The sequence below is a fragment of the Leucobacter sp. G161 genome (assembly GCF_001482305.1).
In the GTDB taxonomy this organism is placed as follows: Bacteria; Actinomycetota; Actinomycetes; order Actinomycetales; family Microbacteriaceae; genus Leucobacter.
Genome location: NZ_LOHP01000034.1, coordinates 10,619 through 33,340 on the forward strand (window position 1 = coordinate 10,619; position 22,722 = coordinate 33,340).

Here is a 22,722-nt window from a genome sequence, read left to right on the forward strand (position 1 = left end):
ATCATACGAGATACTCGGTGAATCCCGCCCGGATCTTATTCACCTTCGGCACCGCAACCGCGAGGCAGTAGCCCTGCGTAGGGTTCTTCGCGAAAAAGTCCTGGTGCTCCTCAGGGCCCGCGAAGACCTCGCCGAGCGGCGAGATCTCAGTCACCACGCCGCCACCCCAGGCCTCATTCGCCCGCTCGCGTGCGGCTTCGAAGAGCTCACGCTGCGCGTCGTCGGCGTAAAACATCGCCGAGCGGTACTGGGTGCCGACATCGTTGCCCTGCCGGTTGAGCTGGCGTGGGTCGTGCATCGTGAAGAACGCATCGAGCACCACTGTCGCGGGAAGCACCGACTCGTCGAATTCGACCTCGACGATCTCAGCGTGCCCCGTGAGTCCGGTGCAGACCGATTCGTAGGTCGGGTCGTTGGTCGCGCCGCCGGTGAAGCCGGATCGCACAGCCGTGACCCCGCGGAGCGCACGGTAGGCCGCGTCAAGGCACCAGTAGCAGCCCCCGCCAAGTACAAACGTCGTTGTCATCGTGTCTCTTCTCCCTTGGTCCACCACGCGTCGTTCGGGCCGACCGGCACGCGCCGCTTGTGGTCGGTTGCCAGGTAGCGCCGCTCGAGGTTCTCGCGTGCCGCAGCTGCCACAGTCTCGCCGCGCAAGTACGCGTCGATCTCCGGGTAGGTAACGCCCAGGCTTGACTCGTCGGTCTCGCCTGGCTTGCCGTCGAGCAGGTCAGCGGTCGGCACTTTCTCCCAGAGCCTGTCGGGTGCGTCGAGCGCACGCAGCAGTGCTGCGCCCTGGCTCTTCGTGAGGCCCTGGAGCGGAACGACATCGGCGGCACCGTCACCGAACTTCGTGAAAAACCCGGTGATCGCCTCGGCGGCGTGGTCAGAGCCGATGACGAGCAGGCCGCGATCCCCCGCCAATCCGTACTGCGCGACCATGCGCGCACGCGCCTTCACGTTGCCCTTGTTGAAGTCACTTACGGGCTCGCCAGTCGCATCCGTGAGCGCTGCCACCATGCCGTCGACCGAGGCGGCGATGTTCACGGTCGCCGTGTGGTCAGGCTGGATGAAGCTCAGCGCGAGCTGCGCGTCGTCCTCGTCGTGCTGCACGCCATACGGAAGTCGCATCGCCCAGAATTCCGCCTCGGCGCCGCGCTCGCGCAGCCGCTCGACCGCGAGCTGGGCGAGTTTCCCCGCGAGCGACGAGTCCTGACCGCCGGAGATGCCAAGCACGTAGCCGCGGACTCCGGGGATTCCGGCGGCATAGTCAGCGAGGAACGCCACGCGCCGCTCGATCTCGGCGGCAACGTCGATCTCGGGTTTCGCCCCGAGCTCGCGGATGATCCGCTCCTGCAGTTCGTTCACGACACCAACTCCTCTACGTCCATGAGGCAGCGCGGCCCCAGCAGTCCCTTGAGCTCGCCGAACAGGTCGGCGGAGATCCGCACCTGCTCACGCAGTTCGAATACCCGCACCGCGTGCGGGGTGATGAGGTTCAACCGAATCTCGGAGTCTCCTGGGTGGCGCTTCAGCGTCGACTGGAGCTCCTCCATGAGGGGCTGTGTGGCCCGCGACTCTGTCAGCGTCAGTGTCAGTGCACCGGCCTCGTCCTGCACAGAGGTGTCCACGCCGCGCACGCCGTAGGCGTGCATCGACATGCCGTCGTCGCGTGCGTTGAGCTTCCCGCGGAGCGCGACAACCGAGTCTGGCTGCAACATCGGCCCGAACTCCTGGTACGACTTCCCCATAAACAGCGCCTGGATCTCGCCGGTGAAGTCCTCAATCGTTGCCATGCCGTACAGGTTGCCCGACTTCGCGGTGCGGTGCTGCACGCTCGTCAGGAGGCCGGCGATCACGACGGTCTCGCCGTCGAAGTTCGCGTCTGGGTTCGTCACCTGCTCGACCGTCGCCGAAGCTTCCTTCGCGAGCGTCGTCTCGAGCCCGCGCAGCGGGTGATCCGACACGTACAACCCGAGCATCTCGCGCTCAAAGGCGAGCTTGTCCTTCTTCGTCCACTCGGGGCGTTCCGGCACCAGCGACACCGTTTCTGCGCTGCCCCCGGCGTCCTCAGCGGCCTCGGCGAACAGGCTGTCGAAGTCGAAACCGACGTCGCCCTTCTCCTCGGCGCGCTTCTCCTTCACCGCGCCCTCGACCGCGCCCTCGTGTATCTCGAGGAGCGCACGCCGGGTGCCGCCGAGCCCGTCGAAGGCGCCCGCTTTGATGAGTGACTCGACGGTGCGCTTGTTTAGCGCGGGGAGCCCAACCTTCTTCAGGTAGTCGTGGAACGTCTCAAAGTTGCCGAGCTTCTCTCGCGCCTCGCGGACTGCTTCAACGACGTGACCGCCGACGTTGCGGATCGCACCGAGACCGAACCGGATATCGTCCCCGACCGCCGAGAAGTTCGCGAACGACTCGTTCACGGCCGGCGGCAGCACCTTGATGCCCATACGCCGGCACTCGTTGAGGTAGATCGCAAGCTTGTCCTTGGAGTCGCCGACGCTCGTGAGCAGGGCAGCCATGTACTCGGCTGGGTAGTGCGCTTTGAGGTACGCCGTCCAATAGCTCACGACGCCGTAGGCCGCCGAGTGCGCCTTGTTGAAGGCGTAGTCGGAGAACGGCAGCAGGATATCCCAGAGCGACTTCACTGCGGCGTCCGAGAAGCCCCGCTCATGCATGCCGCCCGAGAAACCTTCGTACTGTTTGTCGAGCTCGGACTTCTTCTTCTTACCCATCGCGCGGCGCAGAATATCCGCTTGACCCAGGGAGAAGCCCGCGACCTTCTGCGCGATCGACATCACCTGCTCCTGATAGATGATGAGGCCGTAGGTGGTGCCGAGGATCTCCTTCAGCGGCTCCTCAAGCTCGGGGTGGATCGGCGTGATCGGCTGCAGGTTGTTCTTGCGGAGCGCATAGTTCGTGTGCGAGTCCGCGCCCATGGGGCCCGGGCGGTACAGCGCAAGCACAGCCGAAATATCTTCGAAGTTATCCGGCTTCATGAGGCGCAGCAGGCCGCGCATCGGCCCACCATCGAGCTGGAACACCCCGAGCGTGTCGCCACGAGCGAGCAGTTCGTATGAGGGCTGGTCGTCGAGCTCGAGCCGCTCGAGGTCGAGCACCTCGCCCCGGTTGAGCTGAATGTTCTCGAGCGCGTCCGAGATAATCGTGAGGTTGCGCAGCCCGAGGAAGTCCATCTTGATGAGGCCGAGGGTCTCACAGGTCGGATAGTCGAACTGGGTGACGATCTGACCGTCTTGCTCACGCTTCTGCAGCGGGATGATGTCAATGAGCGGGTCGCTCGACATGATGACGCCAGCGGCGTGCACACCCCACTGGCGCTTGAGCCCTTCGAGCCCGAGCGCGGTGTCGTACACCTTCTTCGCGTCGGGATCCTCCTGTAGCACCGTGCGGAACTCGGCGGCTTCCTTGTACCGCTCGTGCTTCGGGTCGGTGATCCCCGAGAGCGGGATGTCCTTCGCCATGACGGCCGGGGGCATCGCCTTCGTGAGCTTCTCGCCCATGCCAAACGGGAACCCAAGCACGCGCGAGGCGTCCTTCAGGGCCTGCTTGGACTTAATCGTGCCGTAGGTGACAATCTGCGCAACGCGCTCGTCGCCGTACTTCTCGGTGACGTAGCGGATCACCTCGCCGCGGCGGCGATCATCGAAGTCGACATCGAAGTCGGGCATTGAGACGCGGTCGGGGTTGAGGAAGCGCTCGAAGATGAGGCCGTGCTGCAGCGGATCGAGGTCGGTGATGCGGAGCGCGTACGCGACCATCGAGCCAGCGCCCGAGCCACGGCCGGGGCCGACGCGGATCCCGTTCTCCTTCGCCCAGTTGATGAAGTCGGCGACGACGAGGAAGTAGCCGGGGAAGCCCATCTGGATGATGACGCCGGTCTCGTACTCGGCCTGCTTGCGCACAGCATCGGGAATGCCGGCCGGGTAGCGGTAGTGCAACCCCGCTTCGACCTCCTTGATCATCCAGCTGTCCTCGGTCTCGCCATCGGGCACCGGGAATCGCGGCATGTAGTTGGCTGAGGTGTTGAAGGTCACGTCGCAGCGCTCGGCGATGCGGAGCGTGTTGTCACAGGCCTCGGGCAGCTCACGGAAGATATGACGCATCTCCGCGGCGCTCTTCAGGTAGTAGCCGGAGCCCGAGAACTGGAAGCGGTTCGGGTCGTCAAGTCTCGATCCTGACTGCACGCACAACAGCGCCGAGTGCGCCTCGGCATCGCCCTCATGCACATAGTGCAGGTCGTTGGTTGCGAGCAGCGGGATCCCGAGATCCTTCGAGATCTTCAGCAGGTCGCTCTGCACGCGCCGCTCGATCTCAAGCCCGTGATCCATGATCTCGGCGAAGTAGTTTTCCTTGCCGAAAATGTCTTGGAACTCGGCGGCCGCCGCACGGGCTTCGTTGTACTGCCCGAGCCGCAGGCGGGTGTGGATCTCACCCGACGGGCACCCCGTCGTCGCGATGAGCCCCTTCGAGTAGGTCTGCAGCAGCTCGCGGTCCATGCGCGGCTTGAAGTAGTAGCCCTCCATCGACGAGTAGCTCGAGAGCCGGAAGAGGTTGTGCATGCCCTCGGTCGATTCCGAGAGCATCGTCATGTGCGTGTACGCACCAGCGCCGGAGACGTCGTCGCCTCCACCATCGCCCCAGCGCACGCGGGTGCGCTCTGAACGGTGTGTACCGGGCGTGACATACGCTTCAATGCCGATGATCGGCTTCACGCCGGCGTCGTTCGCCGAGCTCCAGAAGTCGAACGCCCCAAAGGTGTTGCCGTGGTCGGTGATTGCCACCGCGGGCATCCCCTGTTCAGCGACCGCTTGCACGAGCGGCTTCACACGCGCAGCACCGTCGAGCATCGAGTACTCGCTGTGCACATGGAGGTGAACGAAACCGTCAGAATCCGACACTAATGAGCCCCTTTCGCAGACCTCTCAAGGGTACCCCCTCAGCCAGGAACTCTCACTCAGCGTCGGTCAGCGACGCGCGGTGCGACAGTGGCGACGTTAGACGTCGAGCACGTCGATCGCGTGCTGCAGATCAGCCGGGTACTCCGATTCGAACTCAATTGGCTCGCCGGTTCCGGGGTGCCGGAATCCGAGCCGCATGGCGTGCAGCCACTGGCGTGTCAGTCCGAGCCGTTCGGAGAGCACCGGGTCGGCCCCGTACATCGTGTCGCCGACGCAGGGATGGCGCTGGGCAGACATGTGCACGCGAATCTGATGCGTACGGCCGGTCTCGAGCTCCACCTCGAGCAGCGTCGCGAACGGATACGCTTCGACAGTCTCGTAGTGCGTGATTGACGGCTTGCCGTCGCGCGTCACCGCAAATTTCCACTCGTGTCCGGGGTGCGGCCGATGGGGCCCTCGATAGTTCCGGAAAACGGGTCGGGGTGCCCCTGCACGACCGCGTGGTAGATCTTCCGCACTTCGCGATCGCGGAAGGCGCGCTTCAGGCCGCTGTAGGCGCGTTCGCTCTTCGCGACCGCCATGAGCCCGCTCGTGCCGGCGTCGAGCCGGTGCACAATGCCCTGTCGCTCAGGCGGCCCGGAGGTCGCGATCCGGTAGCCGGCGCCCGCGAGCGCACCGAGCACGGTCGGTCCGGTCCAGCCCAGGGAGGGGTGGGCGGCGACGCCCGCAGGCTTATCGATGACCACGAAGTCGTCGTCATCGTAGATAATGCCGAGCTCCGGCAGGTGCACGGGCACCACCGTCGGCTCGGCTTTCTCAGCCCAGCTCACCTCGAGCAGTGCGCCCTGCGTGAGCCGCTCGGATTTCGACACGACCTGACCGTCAAGCGCGACGCCGCCAGCGGCGATGACTTCTTGCGCGTAGCTGCGGGAGAACCCAAGCAACTTCGCGAGTGCCGCGTCTGCGCGCTCGCCGGCGAGGCCGTCGGGCACGGGAAGGCTACGGTGTTCCACCATCAGCCCTTTCATCATCGGGTTCGGTGGTCGCGCCGGCTGCGGCGCCATCCGTTTCGGGGTGCGCTGCGTCAGCCGCAGCGAGTGCCGCAGCTTCCTTCGCCGCACGGTCAGCGCGCGTCTCTCGGCCTCCCTCGATGGAGAAGCCGAACAGCGTGATGAGCACGAAGAGGATCATGCCGCTCACGATGCCGATGTCGGCAATGTTGTAGATCGCCGGCATCATCCACGGGGTGAAGATGTAGTCGATGACATGCCCCTCGGGGAACCCGGGTTCGCGTGTCAGTCGGTCGGTGAGGTTGCCGAGCACTCCCCCGAGCAGCAAGCCGAGAAACAGTGCCCACGGCACCGAGCGGAGCCTGCGGATCTGCCAGATGATGACACCCACAACCACCGCGGAGAGGATCGTGAAGATCCAGGTCTGGCCGCTCGCGATTGAGAACGCCGCTCCGGGGTTCCGGACGAAGTGCCACTGCAGGAAGTTGCCGAGCACGGGAACCGTCTGGCCCTCGGGCAGAGTCGCAACGACCCAGTTCTTGACGAGTTGGTCGCTCACGAGCACCGTGAGCGCCACTACAGCGAGCAGCAACGGCACCAACACCCGGCGTCGGGTACTTGGTGCCGCTGCTACAGACGTATTATTCTTCACCCTCGATTTACTCGAGGCCCTCAGGCCTCACGAGCGGCTCGGGCGAGCTGTCGAGATCGCGCAGCTGCGACTGGATGTACGAGCGCAGCGTCGAGCGGTACTCGCTCTCGAAGCCGCGGAGCTCGGCGACGACGAGGTTGAGCTTCTCCATCTCATCGCTGTGTGCGCGGAGCTCATCGGTGCGGCGCTTCTGCGCTTCTTCGACGAGTTCGCGAGCGGTGCGCTCTGCGTCGTCGACCATCTGCGTGCTCTTGGTCTGCGCCGCGTTGATGAGGTCGTCGCGAGTGGTCTCGCCCTCGCTGACGTACTTGTCGTGCAGTTCGAGTGCCATCTGCAGCATCGCGCTCGATTTGATGGCGTCGGGACGCTGGGCACCCTCGGACTCGACGGGCGCCTCGACGACGGGCTCGGGGGCAACTGCTGCCACGGGAGCGTCGACAACGATCGTCTCTTCGGCGGGGTTCGCAGATCCGCGCTCTTCGAGCTGCGCGGTGAGCTCGGCGATCTTCGCCTCGAGCTCCTGCTTCTCGGCGTCGCGCTGGCGGATCTCTTCGACGACCGTGTCCAGGAAGTCATCGACCTGATCGAGATCGTAGCCATCACGGAACTTCGTGATCGTGAACTTCTGATTCACTACATCTTCAGGAGTTAGGGCCATCGTTAAATCTCTTTCTGTCGGAAGGATCGCTTACGCGATCAACACGTCAAAGCTAGCAAACTCTCATTGAGCTTACGGGGTTTACACCCAGCTCGGGATAATCCTGAGCAAAATAAGGCAAGCAAACATGGTGAGGAACCAGCCCAGGTCAAGCGCTACCTGGCCGAGCCGGATCGGCGGAAGCACCTTGCGGAACAACCGAATGGGCGGGTCCGTGACCGTAAACACGGCCTCGACGATGATGGCGAGCACGCCCTTCGGGCGGAACCCGCGGGCAAGCACCATCACCCAGTCCAGGATAAACCTCGCCCAGAGCATGAGGATGAAGAGCCGCAGCGCAATGCTGACCACGGTTCCGAGAACATACAGAATTTCCACTATGCGGAGGGTGCCACAAAGAACGAATCGTCGGCTTCGGTCACCGGTTCGTCACTGCCCACTTCGATGTGCTCCGGAGTGAGGAGGAACACCTTGCTGGTGACGCGCTCGATGCGACCGTTCAGCCCGAGCGTGAGCCCGCTTGAGAAGTCGATGAGGCGCTTGGCCTCCTCGTCACTCATGCGGGAGAGGTTCATGATGACGGGAATGCCGTCACGGAAGCTCTCGGCGATAACCTGGGCATCGCGGTATGCGGTGGGGTGAACCGTAAAGATTTCGTTCATTGCCTGCGGGGACTGGTTGCGGACGGGGGTGACCCGGCGCAGCGGAGCAACAGGAGGGCGAGCCGCCTGATTTGGCTTCACTGCGGTGGGCGCCGAGGGAGTCGGCTCGCGCTCGGGCGTTGCCTGAGCGACAGGCTCTTCTTCAAGGCCTTCCTCGGCTAGTCCGAGGAACACCATTGTCTTCTTCAACGGGTTGCTCATCTGTTCTCCCAACGGTTGTGTGCCTCGAGACTATCTGGCATCGGGGCGGTTTCCGGTGATTGCACTCCCGATTCGCAGGTGTGTCGCACCGGCAGCAATTGCCTCGACGTAGTCGTGCGTCATGCCCGCAGAAATCGCCGTGGCGTCGGGGGCGAAGGACCGCACCCGTTCGGAATATCCCGCGAGGCGTTCGAACGCCGCAGCAGCGGGCTCCTCGAGCGGCGCAACCGCCATGACGCCGCGAAGCGTGAGTGATTCCGTGCCGAGGATCTGCTCCGTGAGCGATTCAATCTCGCTCGGCGCAGCGCCGCCGCGGCCCGGATCATCCGTGAGATTGATCTGGAGGAACACGTCGAGCTGCCTGTCGACGCCCGCGAGCGCATCGACGAGACGGGCGCGGTCGATCGAGTGGATTGCGGACGCGTACTGGGCCGCCTGCCGAGCCTTCTTGGTCTGTAGCTGGCCGATGTAGTGCCAGTTCACGTCGAGACCGGCGAGCGCAGCGGCCTTCTCTTGCGCTTCCTGGTGCCGGTTCTCGCCGACGTCGCGCACACCGAGCCCCGCGAGGGCTTCGACGAGGCTAGCCGGGTGAAACTTGGTGACGACGATCAGCGTCGTCTCCTCGGCCGATCTCCCGGCTGCACGGCAGGCGTCAGCGATGCCAGCCTGCACCTCGTGCAGCCGATCCGCGAGGCCCTCGTATGCGGGGGACGTCTCAGACACGCTCACAGCATCCGCCTACCGCAGGAATGCCGGGATGTCGAGGTCGTCGTCATCGTCACCATCGAACGCGGGGTCGCGGAGCTGCTCCTCGACGGGCGGGTGCGCGAGCGCGCCACCGAACTCGGCGGGCTCCGGTGCCCGATCAGCATCGGTCGCGGTTGCGCGCGCACCGACTGCGCTGGCTGCTGACGCTTCTTCGATGCTCTCGACGTGGCCGCCACGGCGGCCACGGTCAGCTGCAGCCGTGCGGGTCTGGACGACCGGCTCATCGTCGAAGCCCGCGGCGATAACGGTGACGCGCACCTCGTCGCCGAGGGTCTCATCGATGACAGTACCGAAGATGATGTTCGCTTCCGGGTGCACAACATCCTGCACGAGCGTGGACGCCTCGGTGATCTCGCTCAGCGCGAGGTTCGAGGAGCCCTGGATCGAGAACAGTACGCCGTGCGCACCCTCGATCGAAGCCTCAAGCAGCGGCGAAGCCACGGCAAGCTCCGCGGCCTTGATGGCGCGATCCGCCCCGCGCGCGGAGCCAATGCCCATGAGCGCAGATCCTGCGCCCTGCATGACCGATTTCACGTCAGCGAAGTCAAGGTTAATGAGGCCCGGAGTGGTGATGAGGTCGGTGATGCCCTGCACACCCGCGAGGAGCACCTGGTCGGCAGCCGCGAAGGCGTCGATCATGCTGATGCCGGGCTCGCTGATCTCAAGGAGGCGGTCATTCGGGACGACGATGAGCGTATCGACGGCCTCGCGCAGCGTGTTCACGCCGGCATCGGCCTGGGCAGCGCGGCGCTTGCCCTCAAAGCTGAACGGCCGGGTCACGACACCGATGGTGAGTGCACCGATCGACTTCGCGATCCGCGCGACCACGGGAGCGGCACCCGTGCCGGTCCCGCCGCCCTCACCGGCAGTGACGAAGACCATGTCGGCGCCAGCGAGGGCCTCCTCGATCTCTTCCGCGTGATCCTCGGCTGCGCGACGACCAACCTCGGGGTCGGCGCCAGCGCCGAGCCCACGGGTCAACTCACGGCCGACATCGAGCTTCACATCTGCGTCGCTGAGGAGCAGTGCCTGGGCATCGGTATTCACCGCGATGAACTCAACGCCACGAAGGCCGAGCTCGATCATGCGGTTCACAGCGTTGACTCCGCCGCCACCGACTCCCACAACCTTGATCACCGCGAGGTAGTTCTGGTTCATGGCCACCTGGTCCCCTCAACTCTAAAGTTCGAGCAACATTAAAGTTCTACTTGAACTTCAAAGTTAGTATTGCCGTATACGCTTTCGTCTCAACGTTATGGCTCACGCACCCCGCAGCTCTCTCGACACGCCGCGAAGTTACTTGAAGATCGGCGACTCGGTCGATGAGACGTCAATATGGGTCACCGGACGGTCTTTCAGCGAGACCAGCATCGTCTCGAGAACGAGCGACTTCCGCTTCGTCTCATCTGGGTTTCCCCAGAACACCTCGACACCGCTTGCAAGATTCAGCGTCACATCCTGACCACTCACCGCGTTCACCGAGGCCAGCTGGGCCCGCAGCGAGGCGGGCATATCGCGGACGACCTCCGACGCGGCAAGGAAGCCCTTCGATGACGTCACCTGCAAGCCGTCACCGCCGAGCGGCACCCCCTCGGGGCGCTCCGCTACCTCCCCGACGAGGACCCCCGCAGCGTCGTACAGCCGGAACGCGTCTCCCTCCTGCAGGGCGATTGTGGGAACGCGCTCCTCGATCCGCACGACAAGCGTGCTCGGCGGCACGCGCTCGACCGCGAAGCGCTGGATGAGCGGGAAGCCTTCGAGCGCCCGCAGCACGTCGCTCTCGTCGACAAGCGCGAGCGGCACCCCGTCAAACTCGCTCAGCGCGTCGGTAATCTCCTCGACGTTGACGGTCGTTGCACCCTCAACCCTGATGTCTCGCACCGACATGATCGGCGTCAGCGTGCCCAGCAGCACGAAGAGCACCAGCCCGGCAACGGTTCCGAGCACGATGAACGTGCGCCTCCGCCTCCGCCGCGCTCCCGAAGTGAAGCGCCGCGTCTCGCGGCGCTGCCGCCGCTTGCTCCGCTGCTCAGCTACGCGCAACCGCTTCTCGGCGGCCTTCACCTGGTCGATCTCACGGGGCTCCCGGCGAAACTGCAGCATCCCGCGGCTTCCGGCGGGAGCAAGGGCTGCGGTCTCCGTGAGGTCGGCGTCGGAGAGACCTGAGTCAGACACCGCAGCGCCAGCAGCGTTACCCGTGTCAGCAGCGCCAGCAGCGTTACCCGTGTCAGCAGTGTCAGCCGCGCCACCCGCGTCGCCTGCACCCGGTCCAGGACCAGCGTCGCCACCCGCACCCCCACCGGAGCGCGCACCGGGCAGCACCATCCGGCCCGCGCTGCTTAGCCGATCGAGAACGCCGGGGCGTTTCGCAGTCGGCTCCCCCACCGGGGGTTCAGGCGATGCGGCCGTTCGCTGCTTGTCCTCGGGAGAGCTCGCCGACCGCGCCTGCCGCGACTGCCTCCCGCGTTTTTCGGCAGCGGCGGGCTCGGGCTCGCGCTCGGCCCGATCGTCAAAGCCGCCGGGCCGTTTCACGCGGCTCCGGGCGTGCCGCTCAGCGCGTCGATGAGCTGCGGCACTATCCGGTACACGGTTCCGGCGCCGACAACGAGCACGAGGTCGCCTGGCACAGCGAGCTCGACGACCTGCGCGACCGCACGATCCCAGTCGTCAACGTAGCTCGCGCGGCTCCGATCGGCAAACGACTCGGTCACGAGCGCGCCCGTTGTTGTAGGGTCAGGGGCCTCGCGCACCCCGTCGATTTCGAGCACGAAGGTGTGGTCTGCGGCAGCGAATGCTGCAGCGAACTCCTCATGGAACATCCGTGTGCGGCTGTAGAGGTGCGGCTGGTGCACGACGATGAGCTGGCCCTCGCCGGCGACGCTGCGTGCGGATTCGAGTAGTGCTTCGACCTCCGTCGGGTGATGCGCGTAGTCGTCATAGACCCGCACCCCGGCCGGCTCACCATGGAACTCGAACCGTCGGTGGGTGCCGGTGAAGCCAGCAACCGCACGAAGGGCCTCGCCGGGATCGAAGCCGAGGCCGGTGAGCAGCGCGACCGCGCCGGCCGCGTTCACCGCGTTGTACCGCCCGAAGACTCCCAGCTGCTCGGTGAAGCGTTCGCCGTCGATCTCGAGTTCGAGCACCGCCCGGTCCGTGGTCTCCACGGAGACGATCCGCACGTCAGCGTGCTCGGCGAATCCGAAGGTGCGAACCGGAGCCACCGAGACGTCTGCATCGGCGGTCCGCTCCGCACGCAGACTCTCGAGCACCTCGAGCGCGCCGGGGTCGTCGGACGAAATCACGAGCAGTTCGCTCGCCCCGCGGGCGAATTCGACAAACGCCGCCATGAAGTTTTCGCGCGATCCAAAGAAGTCGAGATGCTCGGGGTCGACGTTGGTGATGAGCGCGACCTGCGTGTCGTAAATGAGGAACGACTTGTCGCTCTCGTCGGCCTCGATGACGAAGAGATCGTCTTGACCGGCCGCGGATGCAGCGCCGATGCCAGCAATGACGCTGCCGTTCACAAACGAGGGATCTTGGCCGAGCCCGCGCAGCGCGGTTGCGAGCATGCCCGTTGACGTGGTCTTGCCGTGCGCACCGGCGACCGCGACGAGACGCTGGGAACGGGCGAGCCACGCGAGCGCCTGGGAGCGGTGCAGCACCGGCAGCCCGAGCTCGCGCGCGCGGAGATACTCGGGGTTCTCAGGTGACAGCGCTCCCGTGACCACGAGCGTGTCGGCGTCACCGACGTTCTCCGCGGCGTGACCGACCACGACGCGCACACCGACAGCTTCCAGCGCCTTCGTGCTGTAGTTCGAGCCGCGGTCCGACCCGGTCACCGGAACGCCAGCGGCGTGCATCATGTGCGCGATCGCGCTCATTCCGGCGCCGCCGATGCCAACGAAGTGGACCCGGCCGAGATCTTCGGGGATCTCGAGCTCAAGATCGGGGTAAATCATCAGGGGCCTCCTCAGCGCTTCGTGTCGCCCCGCACACGCGAGCGCCCTGCCAGGGTGCGTTCGAGACCACCTAAGCGTATCGCGCGCACCCCGCCGAGCGGGTCGAATCGCGCGGCGGGGCGGCAGCGAGGCTGGCAGCAGCGCGGCCCCTACACGGCCGGTTCTCGCCCGCCCGATTTCGCGGTGCGCGTCGCAGTTGCGTGCGCGTCGGCGCCAGAGGGTACGAGCGGCACGGCGAGCAGCGGCGCGATGGCGACAATTGCGAGCGTGGCAGGCATGCCGAGCAGGGCGATCAGCGCGCCCACTGCTGGCGGCAGCAGCCCGGAGGCGAGGAACTGGCCCGTGTTTTGCATCCCGAGCGCGCGGCCCGACCAACGCGGGCCGGCGATCTCGGCTACGGCAGTAAAGGCAAGACCGTTGTCCGCGACGCTCACGCAGCTGACAAGCACGTATGCGATCGCGGCGGGGATCGCCCAGTCGGCCCAACCAAACGACGCCGCCAGCATGAGCAGCGCAGCGCAGGCGACCGCGATGATGCGGATCGGCCGGAGCCGCGACCCAGCCTTGTCGCTCCACACGCCAGCGGCGATCCGTCCGCCCGCGCCGATGAGCTGGGCGGCAGCGACGAGCGCGCCCGCGGCGAGCTCGCTCCAGCCGAAGCCGATCACGAACCAGACCAGCCCGAACGAGGAGAGCACGAACTGTGGGATGACGAGCAGCACCGACACCGCGTGGATGCGGGCCAGCGTGCCCGACTCGCGGTAGGGGTTGCTACTCACGGCCGCGAGCTTCTTCGCGGCGATCTGCGGATCAATGACGACAAAGAAACAGGCGATGACGCTCAGCAGTGTGAGCGCACCGCCGAAGGCGAGTGCGCCAAAGATCCCCCAGCTGTTCGCGAGCGCCGGCACCGCGAGCGCCGCGACTGCGGTACCGATGGGCTGACAGGTCTGCCGGATGCCCATCGCGAGGCCACGCCGGTCTGCGGGGAACCACCCAGTGATGAGTCGTCCGCTCGCGTTGTTGATGCAGGCCGACATTGCCCCGGTCGCCACGAGCGCGATCCCGAGCCACACGAACCCCTCGGCGAGCATCGACGCGACCACGGCGATTGTCGTGAGCGTGAGTCCGCTGAGCAGCACGCGCCGCTCCCCGAAGCGGTCCGTGAGCGCGCCCCAGGCGATGAGTGTGAGCACGAGCCCCAGGCTCGGAGCGCCAGCGAGCACGCCGGCACCAGCGAGGCTCATGCCCTCCACTCCGTGCAAATACGGAATGAGAAACGCCGGAGTCGCGGTGACGACGGTCGTCGAGGCCTGCCCGAACACCATGACCGCGAGCATCGCCCACGATCGCGCCGCGATCGGCGCCCCGTTAGCGGGCTGCAAGAGCTTCGTGCACGAGGTCGTAGAGTTTCGCGGTGCCGTCAAGCGCGCCGGCCCCGCGAGCGAGCTCCGACATCTCGACGAGGCGCGCGCGGTCGCGCAGGAGCGGCAGCAGCGTGCCGCTCACCCATGCCGGCGTAAGCTCGGCATCGTCGACCATGAGCGCCCCGCCGGCGGCAACGACGCCCGCTGCGTTCGCCCGCTGCTCGCCGTTGCCGTGGCTCAGTGGCACGAAGACCGCTGGGACGCCGAGCCCGGAGAGCTCGCTCACGGTCGTGGATCCAGCCCGCGAGATCGCGAGATCACAGGCGGCGAACGCGAGGTCCATCCGGTCGCAGTATTCGATGATCTGGTACCCGGGCACGCCCGGATCCTCGATCTCGGTCAATCCTCCCCAGACGTGCAGCACCTGCACCCCGGCGTCGACGATGGCCTGCGCGGAGCCTGAGACGCCGCGGTTGATTGCGCGCGCCCCGAGCGATCCGCCGGTCACGAGCAGTGTGGGTGTGTCTGCTTCGAAGCCGAAGTGCTCGCGCGCCTGCGTACGCAGCCCGGCAAGATCGAGCTCCTCAATCTCTGGACGCAGCGGCATACCGGTCACCCGTGCGTTCGGGATCGGCGTGCCGGCGAAGGTGACGCCAACATACTGCGTCGACCGTGCACCGAGCTTGTTCGCCATCCCTGGCTTCGCGTTCGCCTCGTGAATGACTGAGGGGATGCCTTCCTTCGCCGCGGCACGGTACGCGGGCGCGGAGGCGTAGCCGCCGAAGCCGACCACGACGTCAACGCCGCGCTCTCGAATGAGCTGGCGGACCTCACGGATCGCTCGGAAATACTTCGCGGGGAAGGTCAACGCGTAACCGTTCGGGCGGCGCGGAAATGGCAACCTGTCGATGGTCGACAGCTCGTAGCCACGCTCAGGCACGAGTCGCGCTTCAAGTCCCTCCTGCGTACCAAGCACCACGATGTCCGCGTCGGCTTCGCGCGCCCGAATCCGATCGGCGAGAGCGAGGAGCGGGTTCACGTGGCCAGCAGTGCCACCGCCGGCAAGGAGATACGTCGTCATACTAGCTATCGTGCCACGAATGCGTCGTCGCCAAGTTCCTGCCGGTGCGCGTTCGCGTCTCGCGCGATCGAAATCACCACGCCCATTGTCACGAGACACGACACCAGCGCCGTGCCACCTGAGCTGATCAGCGGCAGCGGCACGCCGAGCACCGGGAATAGCCGGATCACGACACCGATGTTGATGAAAGCTTGGCCGACGATCCACACGAGTGCCCCGCCGACAACCGCGCGGCCGAAACGATCCCGGGCGCGCGAGATCACGCGCAGCATGAGCACCGCGAGCGCGATGAAGAGACAGATCACGAGCATCGCGCCGACGAAGCCGAGCTCCTCGCCGATGATCGCAAAAATATAGTCGTTGTCAGCGGCAGGAAGCCAGTTCCACTTCGCCTTCGAACCGCCAAGACCGACGCCAAACAAGCCGCCGTTCGCAAGTGCCCAGAGGCCATGTGTCGGCTGCCACCCGATACCGGTGAGGTCGTTGCTTCCGCCCGAGTGCTCGAACAGGCGATCCAGCCGGTTTTGACTCGTCACGACGAAGAAGAAGACCGCGATGAATCCGCCGATCACGATGATGCCGAGCGACTTCCAGCTCACGCCGCCGAAGTACATGGCACCGATGACGAGGCCAGCCATGACGAGCACGGTGCCGAGGTCGCGGCCCCCGAGCACGAGACCGAGCGCTAGGAGCGCACCTGGCACGATGATCGGCACGAGTTCGTGCGACACCTGCCCGAGATACTTTTCCTTCTTCAGGAGCACGACGCCGATCCAGACGACGAGCGCGAGCTTCAGCGCCTCCGACGGCTGCGCTTGGATATCTCCGATGAGGATCCAGTTTCGGTTACCGCCAACGGCAAACCCGAGGGGGGTGAACACCAGCGCTTGGAACAGCAGGCCAGCTCCGAAGAACCACCAGGCCCAACGCTTCCAGAAGTCGAGCTTCCGCGTTGCGGCGAACACCATGAGCGGGAGCCCCAGCGCGGCAAAGATGAGCTGCCGGGTGAACCCACCCAGGGATCCCCTGTCCTGCGAGTACGAGGTCACCGATGATGCGGAGAGCACCATGATGAGTCCGATGCCCGTGAGGAGCAGGGTGATCCCCCACAGCAACGCCACGGTGCGATCGTTACTGCTCTTGGGGCTCCCACCGAGCGAAATCCGGGTGCCGGCAAGGGCGGGACGCGACTTCCCTCCCCCCGCTCCCGGTTGCCCGGTTCGCCCAGCCATCGGCTACTCAGCGCCGTCCGACAGCTCGGCGAGGGCCTCTTGGAAGGCGCGTCCGCGGTCCGCATAGTCGGCGAACTGATCCATCGACGCAGACGCCGGCGACAACAGCACGGTGTCGCCCTGCTGCGCGAGCTCAGCGGCGGCGCGCACCGCCTCGCGCATGACGTCGAGGCCGCGCTCAGCGACGACCTCGGTGACGGCCACCTGCGGGGCGTGCTTGGCGAGAATCGCCAACACCTCCGCACGGTCTGCGCCGATGACCACCGCTCCCCGCAGGCGCGTGGCGTGCTGGATCACGAGCGGGCTGATATCGACGCCCTTGAGCAGGCCTCCGACGACCCAGACCACCCCTGAGAGGGCGCGGAGCGACGCGTCAGCCGCGTGCACGTTCGTAGCCTTCGAATCGTCGATCCAGCGCGCGCCCGCCCATTCGCCCAGCTGCTGGGCGCGGTGTGGGTCGGGGGTGAAGCTCAGGATCGCGCTCGCGATCTCCGCGGGCTCAACGCCGCGCGAGCGCGCGAGCGCTGCGGCGGCGAGAATATTCTGGCCCATGTGGGGCTGGCCGATGCCGCGGTTCTCGAGTTCCTCGACGGTGACAAGTTCGAAGGCCTCGTCACGCCGGCCGGTATGGAAGCCGCGGTCGATGAGGATCCCGTCAACCACCCCGAAGCCGCTCGGCGGCGGCGAGTCGAGCCCGAAGCTGATAGCACGTGCGCCCACGACGACGTCAGCCTCCTCGACCATGCGCTCGGTCGCGAGATCACCGCGGTTGTAGACGCAGGCGACCTGCGTGTTCTCGTACACCTTCGCCTTTGCATCGCGGTAGCCTGCGGCCCCGCCGTGCCAGTCGAGGTGGTCGTCAGCAAGGTTCAGGCAGACGCTCGCATAGGGTGAGATCGAGTGCACGCGCTCCAGTTGGAAGCTCGAGAGCTCAACGACGAGCACGTCGTACCCGACGGGGTCACGCAACGCGTCGAGGATCGGCGTGCCGATATTGCCAACGGGCGCAGCGCGAAGCCCGCCCGCGACGAGCATGTGCGCCGTGAGCTGAGAGGTCGTCGTCTTCCCGTTGGTGCCGGTGATGCAGATCCAGTCAGCGATGCGGTCGGTCTTGTCACGCAGCCGCCAGCCCAACTCGATGTCGCCCCAGACGGTGACGCCGCGTTCGGCGGCCCAGGACACCACGGGGTGGTGCGAGGGATATCCCGGCGAGATCACGATGAGCTCGGGCGAGAAGGCGTCGAGCTCGGCGAGCTGCGCGTCGTCACTCTCAGCAAGCGCGCGCTCAGCGCCGATCACCTCGAGCAGGCGCTCGCGGTCTAGGTCGGGCTTGCCGTAGACCACACGCACCTGAGCGTTGAGTTCAACAAGCGTGTCGGCGACCGAGAACCCAGTGGCCCCAAGGCCCAACACCGCGACCCTCAGACCGGACCAGTCGTGATGCCAGCTCGTGAGCGCGTCCAGGCGCTCCTGCACGGCGGTCACTGGCTCAGCACCCATTCGGCGTAGAACGACCCGATGCCGACGATCGCGAAGAGCCCGGCAATGATCCAGAATCTCACAACGATCGTCACCTCGGCCCAGCCCTTGAGCTCGAAGTGGTGGTGGATCGGGCTCATGCGGAAGATCCGCTTCCCCTTCGTCACCTTGAAGTACACGCGCTGCAGGATCACGGAGCCGGTCTCGATAATGAAGAGGCCACCGATGAGCACGAGGAGCACCTCGGTGCGGCTGAGGATCGCGAGTGCCGCGATCGCGCCGCCGATGCCCATCGACCCGGTGTCGCCCATGAAGATCTGCGCGGGGTTCGTGTTCCACCAGAGGAAGCCGGCGACGCCGCCGAGGAAGGCTGCGGCGATGACCGCAAGGTCCATCGGATCGCGCACCTCGTAGCAGGCGGGTTCTCCGGCGGTCGTCGCGCAGTTCTGCGCTGCCTGCCAGAACCCGATGATCACGTACGAGCCGAAGGCGAAGATCGAGGCGCCGGCCGCGAGCCCGTCGAGCCCGTCGGTGACGTTCACCGCGTTAGTCGTCGCGGTCACAATCACCATGACCCAGAGGATCACGAGAATGGTGCCGGCAATCACGCCGAGGCTCATGAAGTCGAACGGCAGGTCGCGGAAGACGGAGATGTGCGTCGACACGGGAGTGAGCCCGTGGTGGTCAGCGAACTGCAGGCCGAGCAGCGCGAAGGAGACCGCGATCACGACCTGGCCGACGATCTTTGCCCAGCCACCGAGGCCGGCAGAGTTCTGCATGCGCGTCTTCATGAGGTCGTCGATGAAGCCGACGAGCCCCGCGCCAACCGCCATGAGGATGACAAGCAGTGCCGACGGGGTCGGGGTTTCGCCCATGACAAGCTTGCCGACGAAGTAGGCGATGACCGAGCCGGAAATGAAGATGAGGCCGCCCATGGTGGGCGTGCCGCGCTTCGTTTCGTGATCCTTCGGCCCGTCCACGCGGATCGGCTGCCCCCAACGGAGCTTGTTGAAGCCGCGCACGAACAGCGGCGTCAGCAGCAGCGAATACAGCAGCGAGAATCCTGCTGCGATGAGCATGGCAATCATGCGTAAGCCTCCCCCAGGCGGTCTCCGAGGGCCTGCAGGCCCGCGGCATTCGACGACTTCACCAGCACCGTGTCGTCGGCACGGAGAGTTTCGAGTAGATAGTTGAACGCCTCATCTTGGGTCTCGAAGAACACGCTCTCGCCGTCCCACGACCCTTCGTTGATGGCGCTAATGTGCAGGTCGCGTGCCTCGCGGCCAACGACAACAAGCTCGCTGATCCGCAGGCGAACGGCCTGCAACCCGATCCGGAGGTGTTCCTCGATCGTGTACTCGCCGAGCTCACTCATCGGGCCGAGCACCGCCACCGAGCGGCCGCCTGGCTTCGTGATCTGCGCAAGCGTGCGGATCGCAGCGCTCATAGAGTCTGGGCTCGCGTTGTACGCGTCGTTCACGATGGTGATGCCGTCGCGTCCGCCGAGCACCTGCATCCGGCCTGGTGCGGCGAGCGTCGCCGCTTCCAGCTCTGCGATGACGTCGTCGAGGCTGAGCCCCAGCGTCAGCCCGACAGCCGCGGCCGCGAGTGCGTTCATGACGTGGTGCTCGCCGAGCACCCGGAACGACACGCTGCGCGACTCGTCACCGGCGTGCAGCGTGAACGTCGTCCCACTCGCCGAGGGCTCGATGTCGCTCGCGCGCACATCCGCCTCGGGGTGCTGCCCGAACCACAGGACGCGCGCGCCCGTGAGCTCGGCCATCTGTGCGACGCGCGGATCGTCGCGGTTGAGGATCGCGACGCCGTCGTTCTCCAGGCTGCGGACCATTTCGCTCTTCGCACGGAACGTCGCCTCGATGCCGCCGAATTCCCCGGCGTGCGCGAGCCCGACCGTGAGCACGACGCCGATGTGCGGGCGCGCCATGGCGGTGAGGCGAGCAATCTCGCCCTCGGCGCTCGCGCCCATCTCGGCAACGAGCGTCTCGGTCTCGGTCGTTGCGCGGAGCATCGTGATCGGGCCACCGACCTCGTTGTTGAATGATTTCTCGCTCGCGACGGTCGGCCCGAGCTTCGCCGCCATTGTTGCTACGAGGTTCTTCGTCGTTGTCTTGCCGTTCGAGCCGGTGATGCCGACGATCGTGAGCGCGCCCCGCTCGCGCAGCCGGCCGACCGCCACCGCCGCGAGCGCGCCGAGCGCGTCGGTCGCGTCAGCTACGACGAGCTGTGTCACCGGTCTGGCCGCGCCGTCGGTGTCGACTTCAAGCCCGAGATCGGCTGCGCCGAGCTCGCGCTCGACGACGAGCAGCGCGGCGCCGGCGCGCACGGCTTTGCCTGCGAACAGGTGCCCATCAGTGTCGTCGCCGCGCCTCGCGAAGAAGATCTGGCCGGGCTGGACCTCGCGGGAGTCGGTCTGGGATTCGCCAGGGACCACGGTCTCGGGAGAGTCGTTTGGCGCAAGCACCAGCGTTCCGCCGGTGGCGTCTGCGATCTCGGAAAGAGTGAGTTCAATCACGCAAGCAATCCTGCCTCGCGGAGCGCGCCGCGTACTTCATCCCGCGCCGAGTACGGGATAAACGCACCGGCGACCTCTTGGTAGTCCTCGTGTCCTGGACCGGCATACAGAATAACGTCGCCGGGCTCCGCGAGCGAAATGGCGAGGCGGATCGCCGTGCGCGGATCCGCTTCCTCGTAGAGCGTCGCGTGGTTGGCGGAGCGGGCACCCTCGAGTAGCTGTGCGCGGATCTGCTCCGGCGGTTCGCTGCGCGGGTGGTAATCACAGACGATGACGGTGTCCGCGCCTGCCGCCGCGATCCGCCCCATCTCGGAGCGTTTTGTCGTATCGCGGTCTCCGTCGGCGCCAAACATGAAGATAATCTTGCCCTCGACTACCTCGTCAAGCGCGTCAAGCATGGCCTCAAACGACCCGGGTGTATGCCCGTAATCGACGAAGAAGCGCGGACCAGCACCATCCTCGGTGATCTCTTCAAGCCGGCCTGGAATGTGCACCGGGATGAGGCCGTTGTCGAGACCAGCTTCGACCTGCGAGAACGGGATGCCCGCCTCGTGCAGCATGATGAGCGCGAGCGCGGCGTTCTCCGCCATGAAGCGCCCGAAGACGGGAACGCGGCCGCGGAAGTGAGCCCCCTCTGGGCCCTGCAGCACGAACGAGACCCCGTCGAGGTTCTGCGTGGTAACCGCGAGGTGCCAGTCGGCCGAGCGGCCGTATTCGGTCGCGAGCGTGGTGACAGGGATCTGCGACTGCTTCGCGAGCCGTTGCCCGTAGGGGCCGTCGACGACGACAACGCCGCGCTTCGCACGCTCGGGAACAAACAGCTCGGCCTTCGCCTGAAAGTAGGTTTCCATGTCGCCGTACTCCTCGAGGTGATCCTGCGAGAAGTTGTTGAAGGCGACCACGTCGAAGTGCACGCCGTCGATGCGATGCCGCCCGATGGCCTGCGCGGAGACCTCGATCGCGACACCCTCGACACCGCGCTCGACCATGCGCGCGAGGAGTCCGTGCAGCTCGGAGGATTCCGGGCTCGTGAGGTTCGACACGATGACCTCGTCACCGATGCGCCGCTCAGCCGTCGAGCTCAGCCCAGGCGTGAGCCCGGCCGCTTCAAGCACCTGTGCGATGCAGTAGACGACACTCGTCTTGCCGTTCGTGCCCGTGATGCCGAACGTCTTCGCGCTGAGCTCGTCGGTGCCATAGACGCGCGCAGACAACTCGCCAAGGATCTCGCGGGGGTGCCTGTCGATGACGAGGACGGGCAGCCCGGTCACTCCCGCAGCAACTGCGCGGTCGCGCCCGGCTGCGTCGGTGAGCATCGCGGCTGCGCCGCTCGATGCCGCGCTGCTTGCGAAGTCTGCGCCGTGGTGCTTTGCCCCGGGCAACCCCACGTAGAGGTCTCCCGGCTGCACGTCGCGTGAGTCGATCGTCACGCCAGTGACGCCCGCCTCCCCGGTGTCATCAAGGAGTTGAAGGGAGAAGTGCTCTGCGAGTTGCGCGAGCGACACCTTCCGCGGGTGCTGAGGTCGGATCGTAAGATCACCGTTAGTGCTGGTCACGTGGATCCATCCTACCCAGCAGTCCCGGGCTCATCGCCAATCGGGAGCTTCTCGTACTTGCCGGTCGACGGCGAAATGTGGAACTTTCGAATGGTTGACTCGGCTGCGTCGTGGAACGCAGTCACTGCAGCCGCTGTGCCGTCGCCGCCATGCGGGAAGCCGATCGTCGCGACAATCACGTACTGCGGATCGTCCATCGGGAACATGCCGGCAAAGCTGTAGACGAAGTCGGTGCGGTAGCCGCCCTGCCCGTCAGCCTGCTCTGCGGTGCCCGTTTTCCCGCCGATGCGGTAGCCGGGAATCCCGGCCATGTCCTTAATGAGCCCGTCCGTGCCGATCGTCTCGAGCATCTTTCGGGTGTCGGCTGCGGCCTCGGGCGAAATGACCTTGACCTCCTCGCCGTGCTCGGGCTTACTCACCTTGCCCGCCGCCGAAGTGCAGCTCTTGACGACGGCCGGCGGAATGCGTACGCCACCGTTTGCGATTGTCTGAAACACGCCGGCGGTTTGCACGATCGTCGAGGATAGCCCCTGCCCGAACATCGTGACGTAGCTCGTCTGCGCGTCCCAATCGGCGACGTCTGCGAGCCGCCCCGCGTCCTCAAGCGGGAGCCCAGCGTTCGTCGGCTGCCCGATACCGAACTTCGTG

The 22,722-nt window shown here is 66.0% G+C and carries 19 protein-coding genes and 1 pseudogene; all 20 read right to left on the reverse strand.

The features are described from left to right. Position 1: 1 nt before the first annotated feature. Complete coding sequence (gene msrA / locus AUL38_RS03115; protein WP_059059248.1) at positions 2-526, reverse strand: peptide-methionine (S)-S-oxide reductase MsrA; 525 nt, start codon at positions 524-526, stop codon at positions 2-4. Then, positions 523-1,365, reverse strand: a complete 843-nt coding sequence (gene nadE / locus AUL38_RS03120; RefSeq protein WP_059059249.1) for an ammonia-dependent NAD(+) synthetase — start codon at positions 1,363-1,365, stop codon at positions 523-525. Before nadE ends, msrA begins: the two co-directional genes overlap by 4 nt. Further along, positions 1,362-4,865 carry a DNA polymerase III subunit alpha gene (gene dnaE / locus AUL38_RS03125; protein ID WP_059059264.1) on the reverse strand — a complete coding sequence of 1,168 codons (3,504 nt, stop codon included), beginning with the start codon at positions 4,863-4,865 and terminating at the stop codon, positions 1,362-1,364. Before dnaE ends, nadE begins: the two co-directional genes overlap by 4 nt. Positions 4,866-5,012: 147 nt before the next feature. Further along, a pseudogene (locus AUL38_RS03130) lies at positions 5,013-5,929 on the reverse strand (RluA family pseudouridine synthase). Next, a complete protein-coding gene (lspA, locus tag AUL38_RS03135; protein ID WP_369795290.1) occupies positions 5,916-6,578 on the reverse strand; it encodes a signal peptidase II in 663 nt (220 codons plus the stop codon). The pseudogene AUL38_RS03130 and the gene lspA overlap by 14 nt, the downstream one beginning before the upstream one ends. A gap of 7 nt (positions 6,579-6,585) precedes the next feature. Continuing rightward, positions 6,586-7,236, reverse strand: a complete 651-nt coding sequence (locus AUL38_RS03140; RefSeq protein WP_059059251.1) for a DivIVA domain-containing protein — start codon at positions 7,234-7,236, stop codon at positions 6,586-6,588. Positions 7,237-7,317: 81 nt separating this feature from the next. Next, positions 7,318-7,614 carry a YggT family protein gene (locus tag AUL38_RS03145; protein WP_059059252.1) on the reverse strand — a complete coding sequence of 99 codons (297 nt, stop codon included), beginning with the start codon at positions 7,612-7,614 and terminating at the stop codon, positions 7,318-7,320. Continuing rightward, entirely contained in the window at positions 7,614-8,099 is a 486-nt protein-coding gene (locus AUL38_RS03150) for a cell division protein SepF (RefSeq protein WP_059059253.1), read from the reverse strand. Before AUL38_RS03150 ends, AUL38_RS03145 begins: the two co-directional genes overlap by 1 nt. 30 nt (positions 8,100-8,129) lie before the next feature. Beyond that, positions 8,130-8,822: a YggS family pyridoxal phosphate-dependent enzyme gene (locus AUL38_RS03155; RefSeq protein ID WP_059059265.1), complete on the reverse strand. Its 693-nt coding sequence runs from the start codon at positions 8,820-8,822 to the stop codon at positions 8,130-8,132. 15 nt (positions 8,823-8,837) lie between these two features. Then, positions 8,838-10,031, reverse strand: coding sequence for a cell division protein FtsZ (gene ftsZ / locus AUL38_RS03160; RefSeq protein ID WP_059059254.1), 1,194 nt, complete (start codon positions 10,029-10,031; stop codon positions 8,838-8,840). Positions 10,032-10,163: 132 nt separating this feature from the next. Then, a complete protein-coding gene (locus tag AUL38_RS03165; protein WP_153006450.1) occupies positions 10,164-11,399 on the reverse strand; it encodes an FtsQ-type POTRA domain-containing protein in 1,236 nt (411 codons plus the stop codon). Next, on the reverse strand, positions 11,396-12,826 hold the full coding sequence (murC, locus tag AUL38_RS03170) for a UDP-N-acetylmuramate--L-alanine ligase (RefSeq protein ID WP_059059256.1): 1,431 nt from the start codon (positions 12,824-12,826) through the stop codon (positions 11,396-11,398). Before murC ends, AUL38_RS03165 begins: the two co-directional genes overlap by 4 nt. 149 nt (positions 12,827-12,975) lie before the next feature. Then, on the reverse strand, positions 12,976-14,211 hold the full coding sequence (locus AUL38_RS03175; protein WP_235590583.1) for an MFS transporter: 1,236 nt from the start codon (positions 14,209-14,211) through the stop codon (positions 12,976-12,978). Next, positions 14,198-15,274, reverse strand: a complete 1,077-nt coding sequence (locus tag AUL38_RS03180; RefSeq protein WP_059059257.1) for a glycosyltransferase — start codon at positions 15,272-15,274, stop codon at positions 14,198-14,200. Before AUL38_RS03180 ends, AUL38_RS03175 begins: the two co-directional genes overlap by 14 nt. Positions 15,275-15,279: 5 nt before the next feature. Next, complete coding sequence (locus AUL38_RS03185; RefSeq protein ID WP_059059258.1) at positions 15,280-16,506, reverse strand: FtsW/RodA/SpoVE family cell cycle protein; 1,227 nt, start codon at positions 16,504-16,506, stop codon at positions 15,280-15,282. 3 nt (positions 16,507-16,509) lie between these two features. Continuing rightward, positions 16,510-17,991, reverse strand: a complete 1,482-nt coding sequence (gene murD / locus AUL38_RS03190; protein ID WP_369795291.1) for a UDP-N-acetylmuramoyl-L-alanine--D-glutamate ligase — start codon at positions 17,989-17,991, stop codon at positions 16,510-16,512. Then, positions 17,988-19,073: a phospho-N-acetylmuramoyl-pentapeptide-transferase gene (mraY, locus tag AUL38_RS03195; protein ID WP_059059260.1), complete on the reverse strand. Its 1,086-nt coding sequence runs from the start codon at positions 19,071-19,073 to the stop codon at positions 17,988-17,990. Before mraY ends, murD begins: the two co-directional genes overlap by 4 nt. Beyond that, positions 19,070-20,518, reverse strand: coding sequence for a UDP-N-acetylmuramoyl-tripeptide--D-alanyl-D-alanine ligase (murF, locus tag AUL38_RS03200; protein WP_059059261.1), 1,449 nt, complete (start codon positions 20,516-20,518; stop codon positions 19,070-19,072). Before murF ends, mraY begins: the two co-directional genes overlap by 4 nt. Next, on the reverse strand, positions 20,515-22,074 hold the full coding sequence (locus tag AUL38_RS03205; RefSeq protein WP_059059262.1) for a Mur ligase family protein: 1,560 nt from the start codon (positions 22,072-22,074) through the stop codon (positions 20,515-20,517). The genes murF and AUL38_RS03205 overlap by 4 nt, the downstream gene beginning before the upstream one ends. A gap of 11 nt (positions 22,075-22,085) precedes the next feature. Further along, positions 22,086-22,722 (reverse strand): penicillin-binding transpeptidase domain-containing protein (locus AUL38_RS03210; RefSeq protein ID WP_255355592.1); only part of this gene is annotated, 637 nt, incomplete at its 5' end.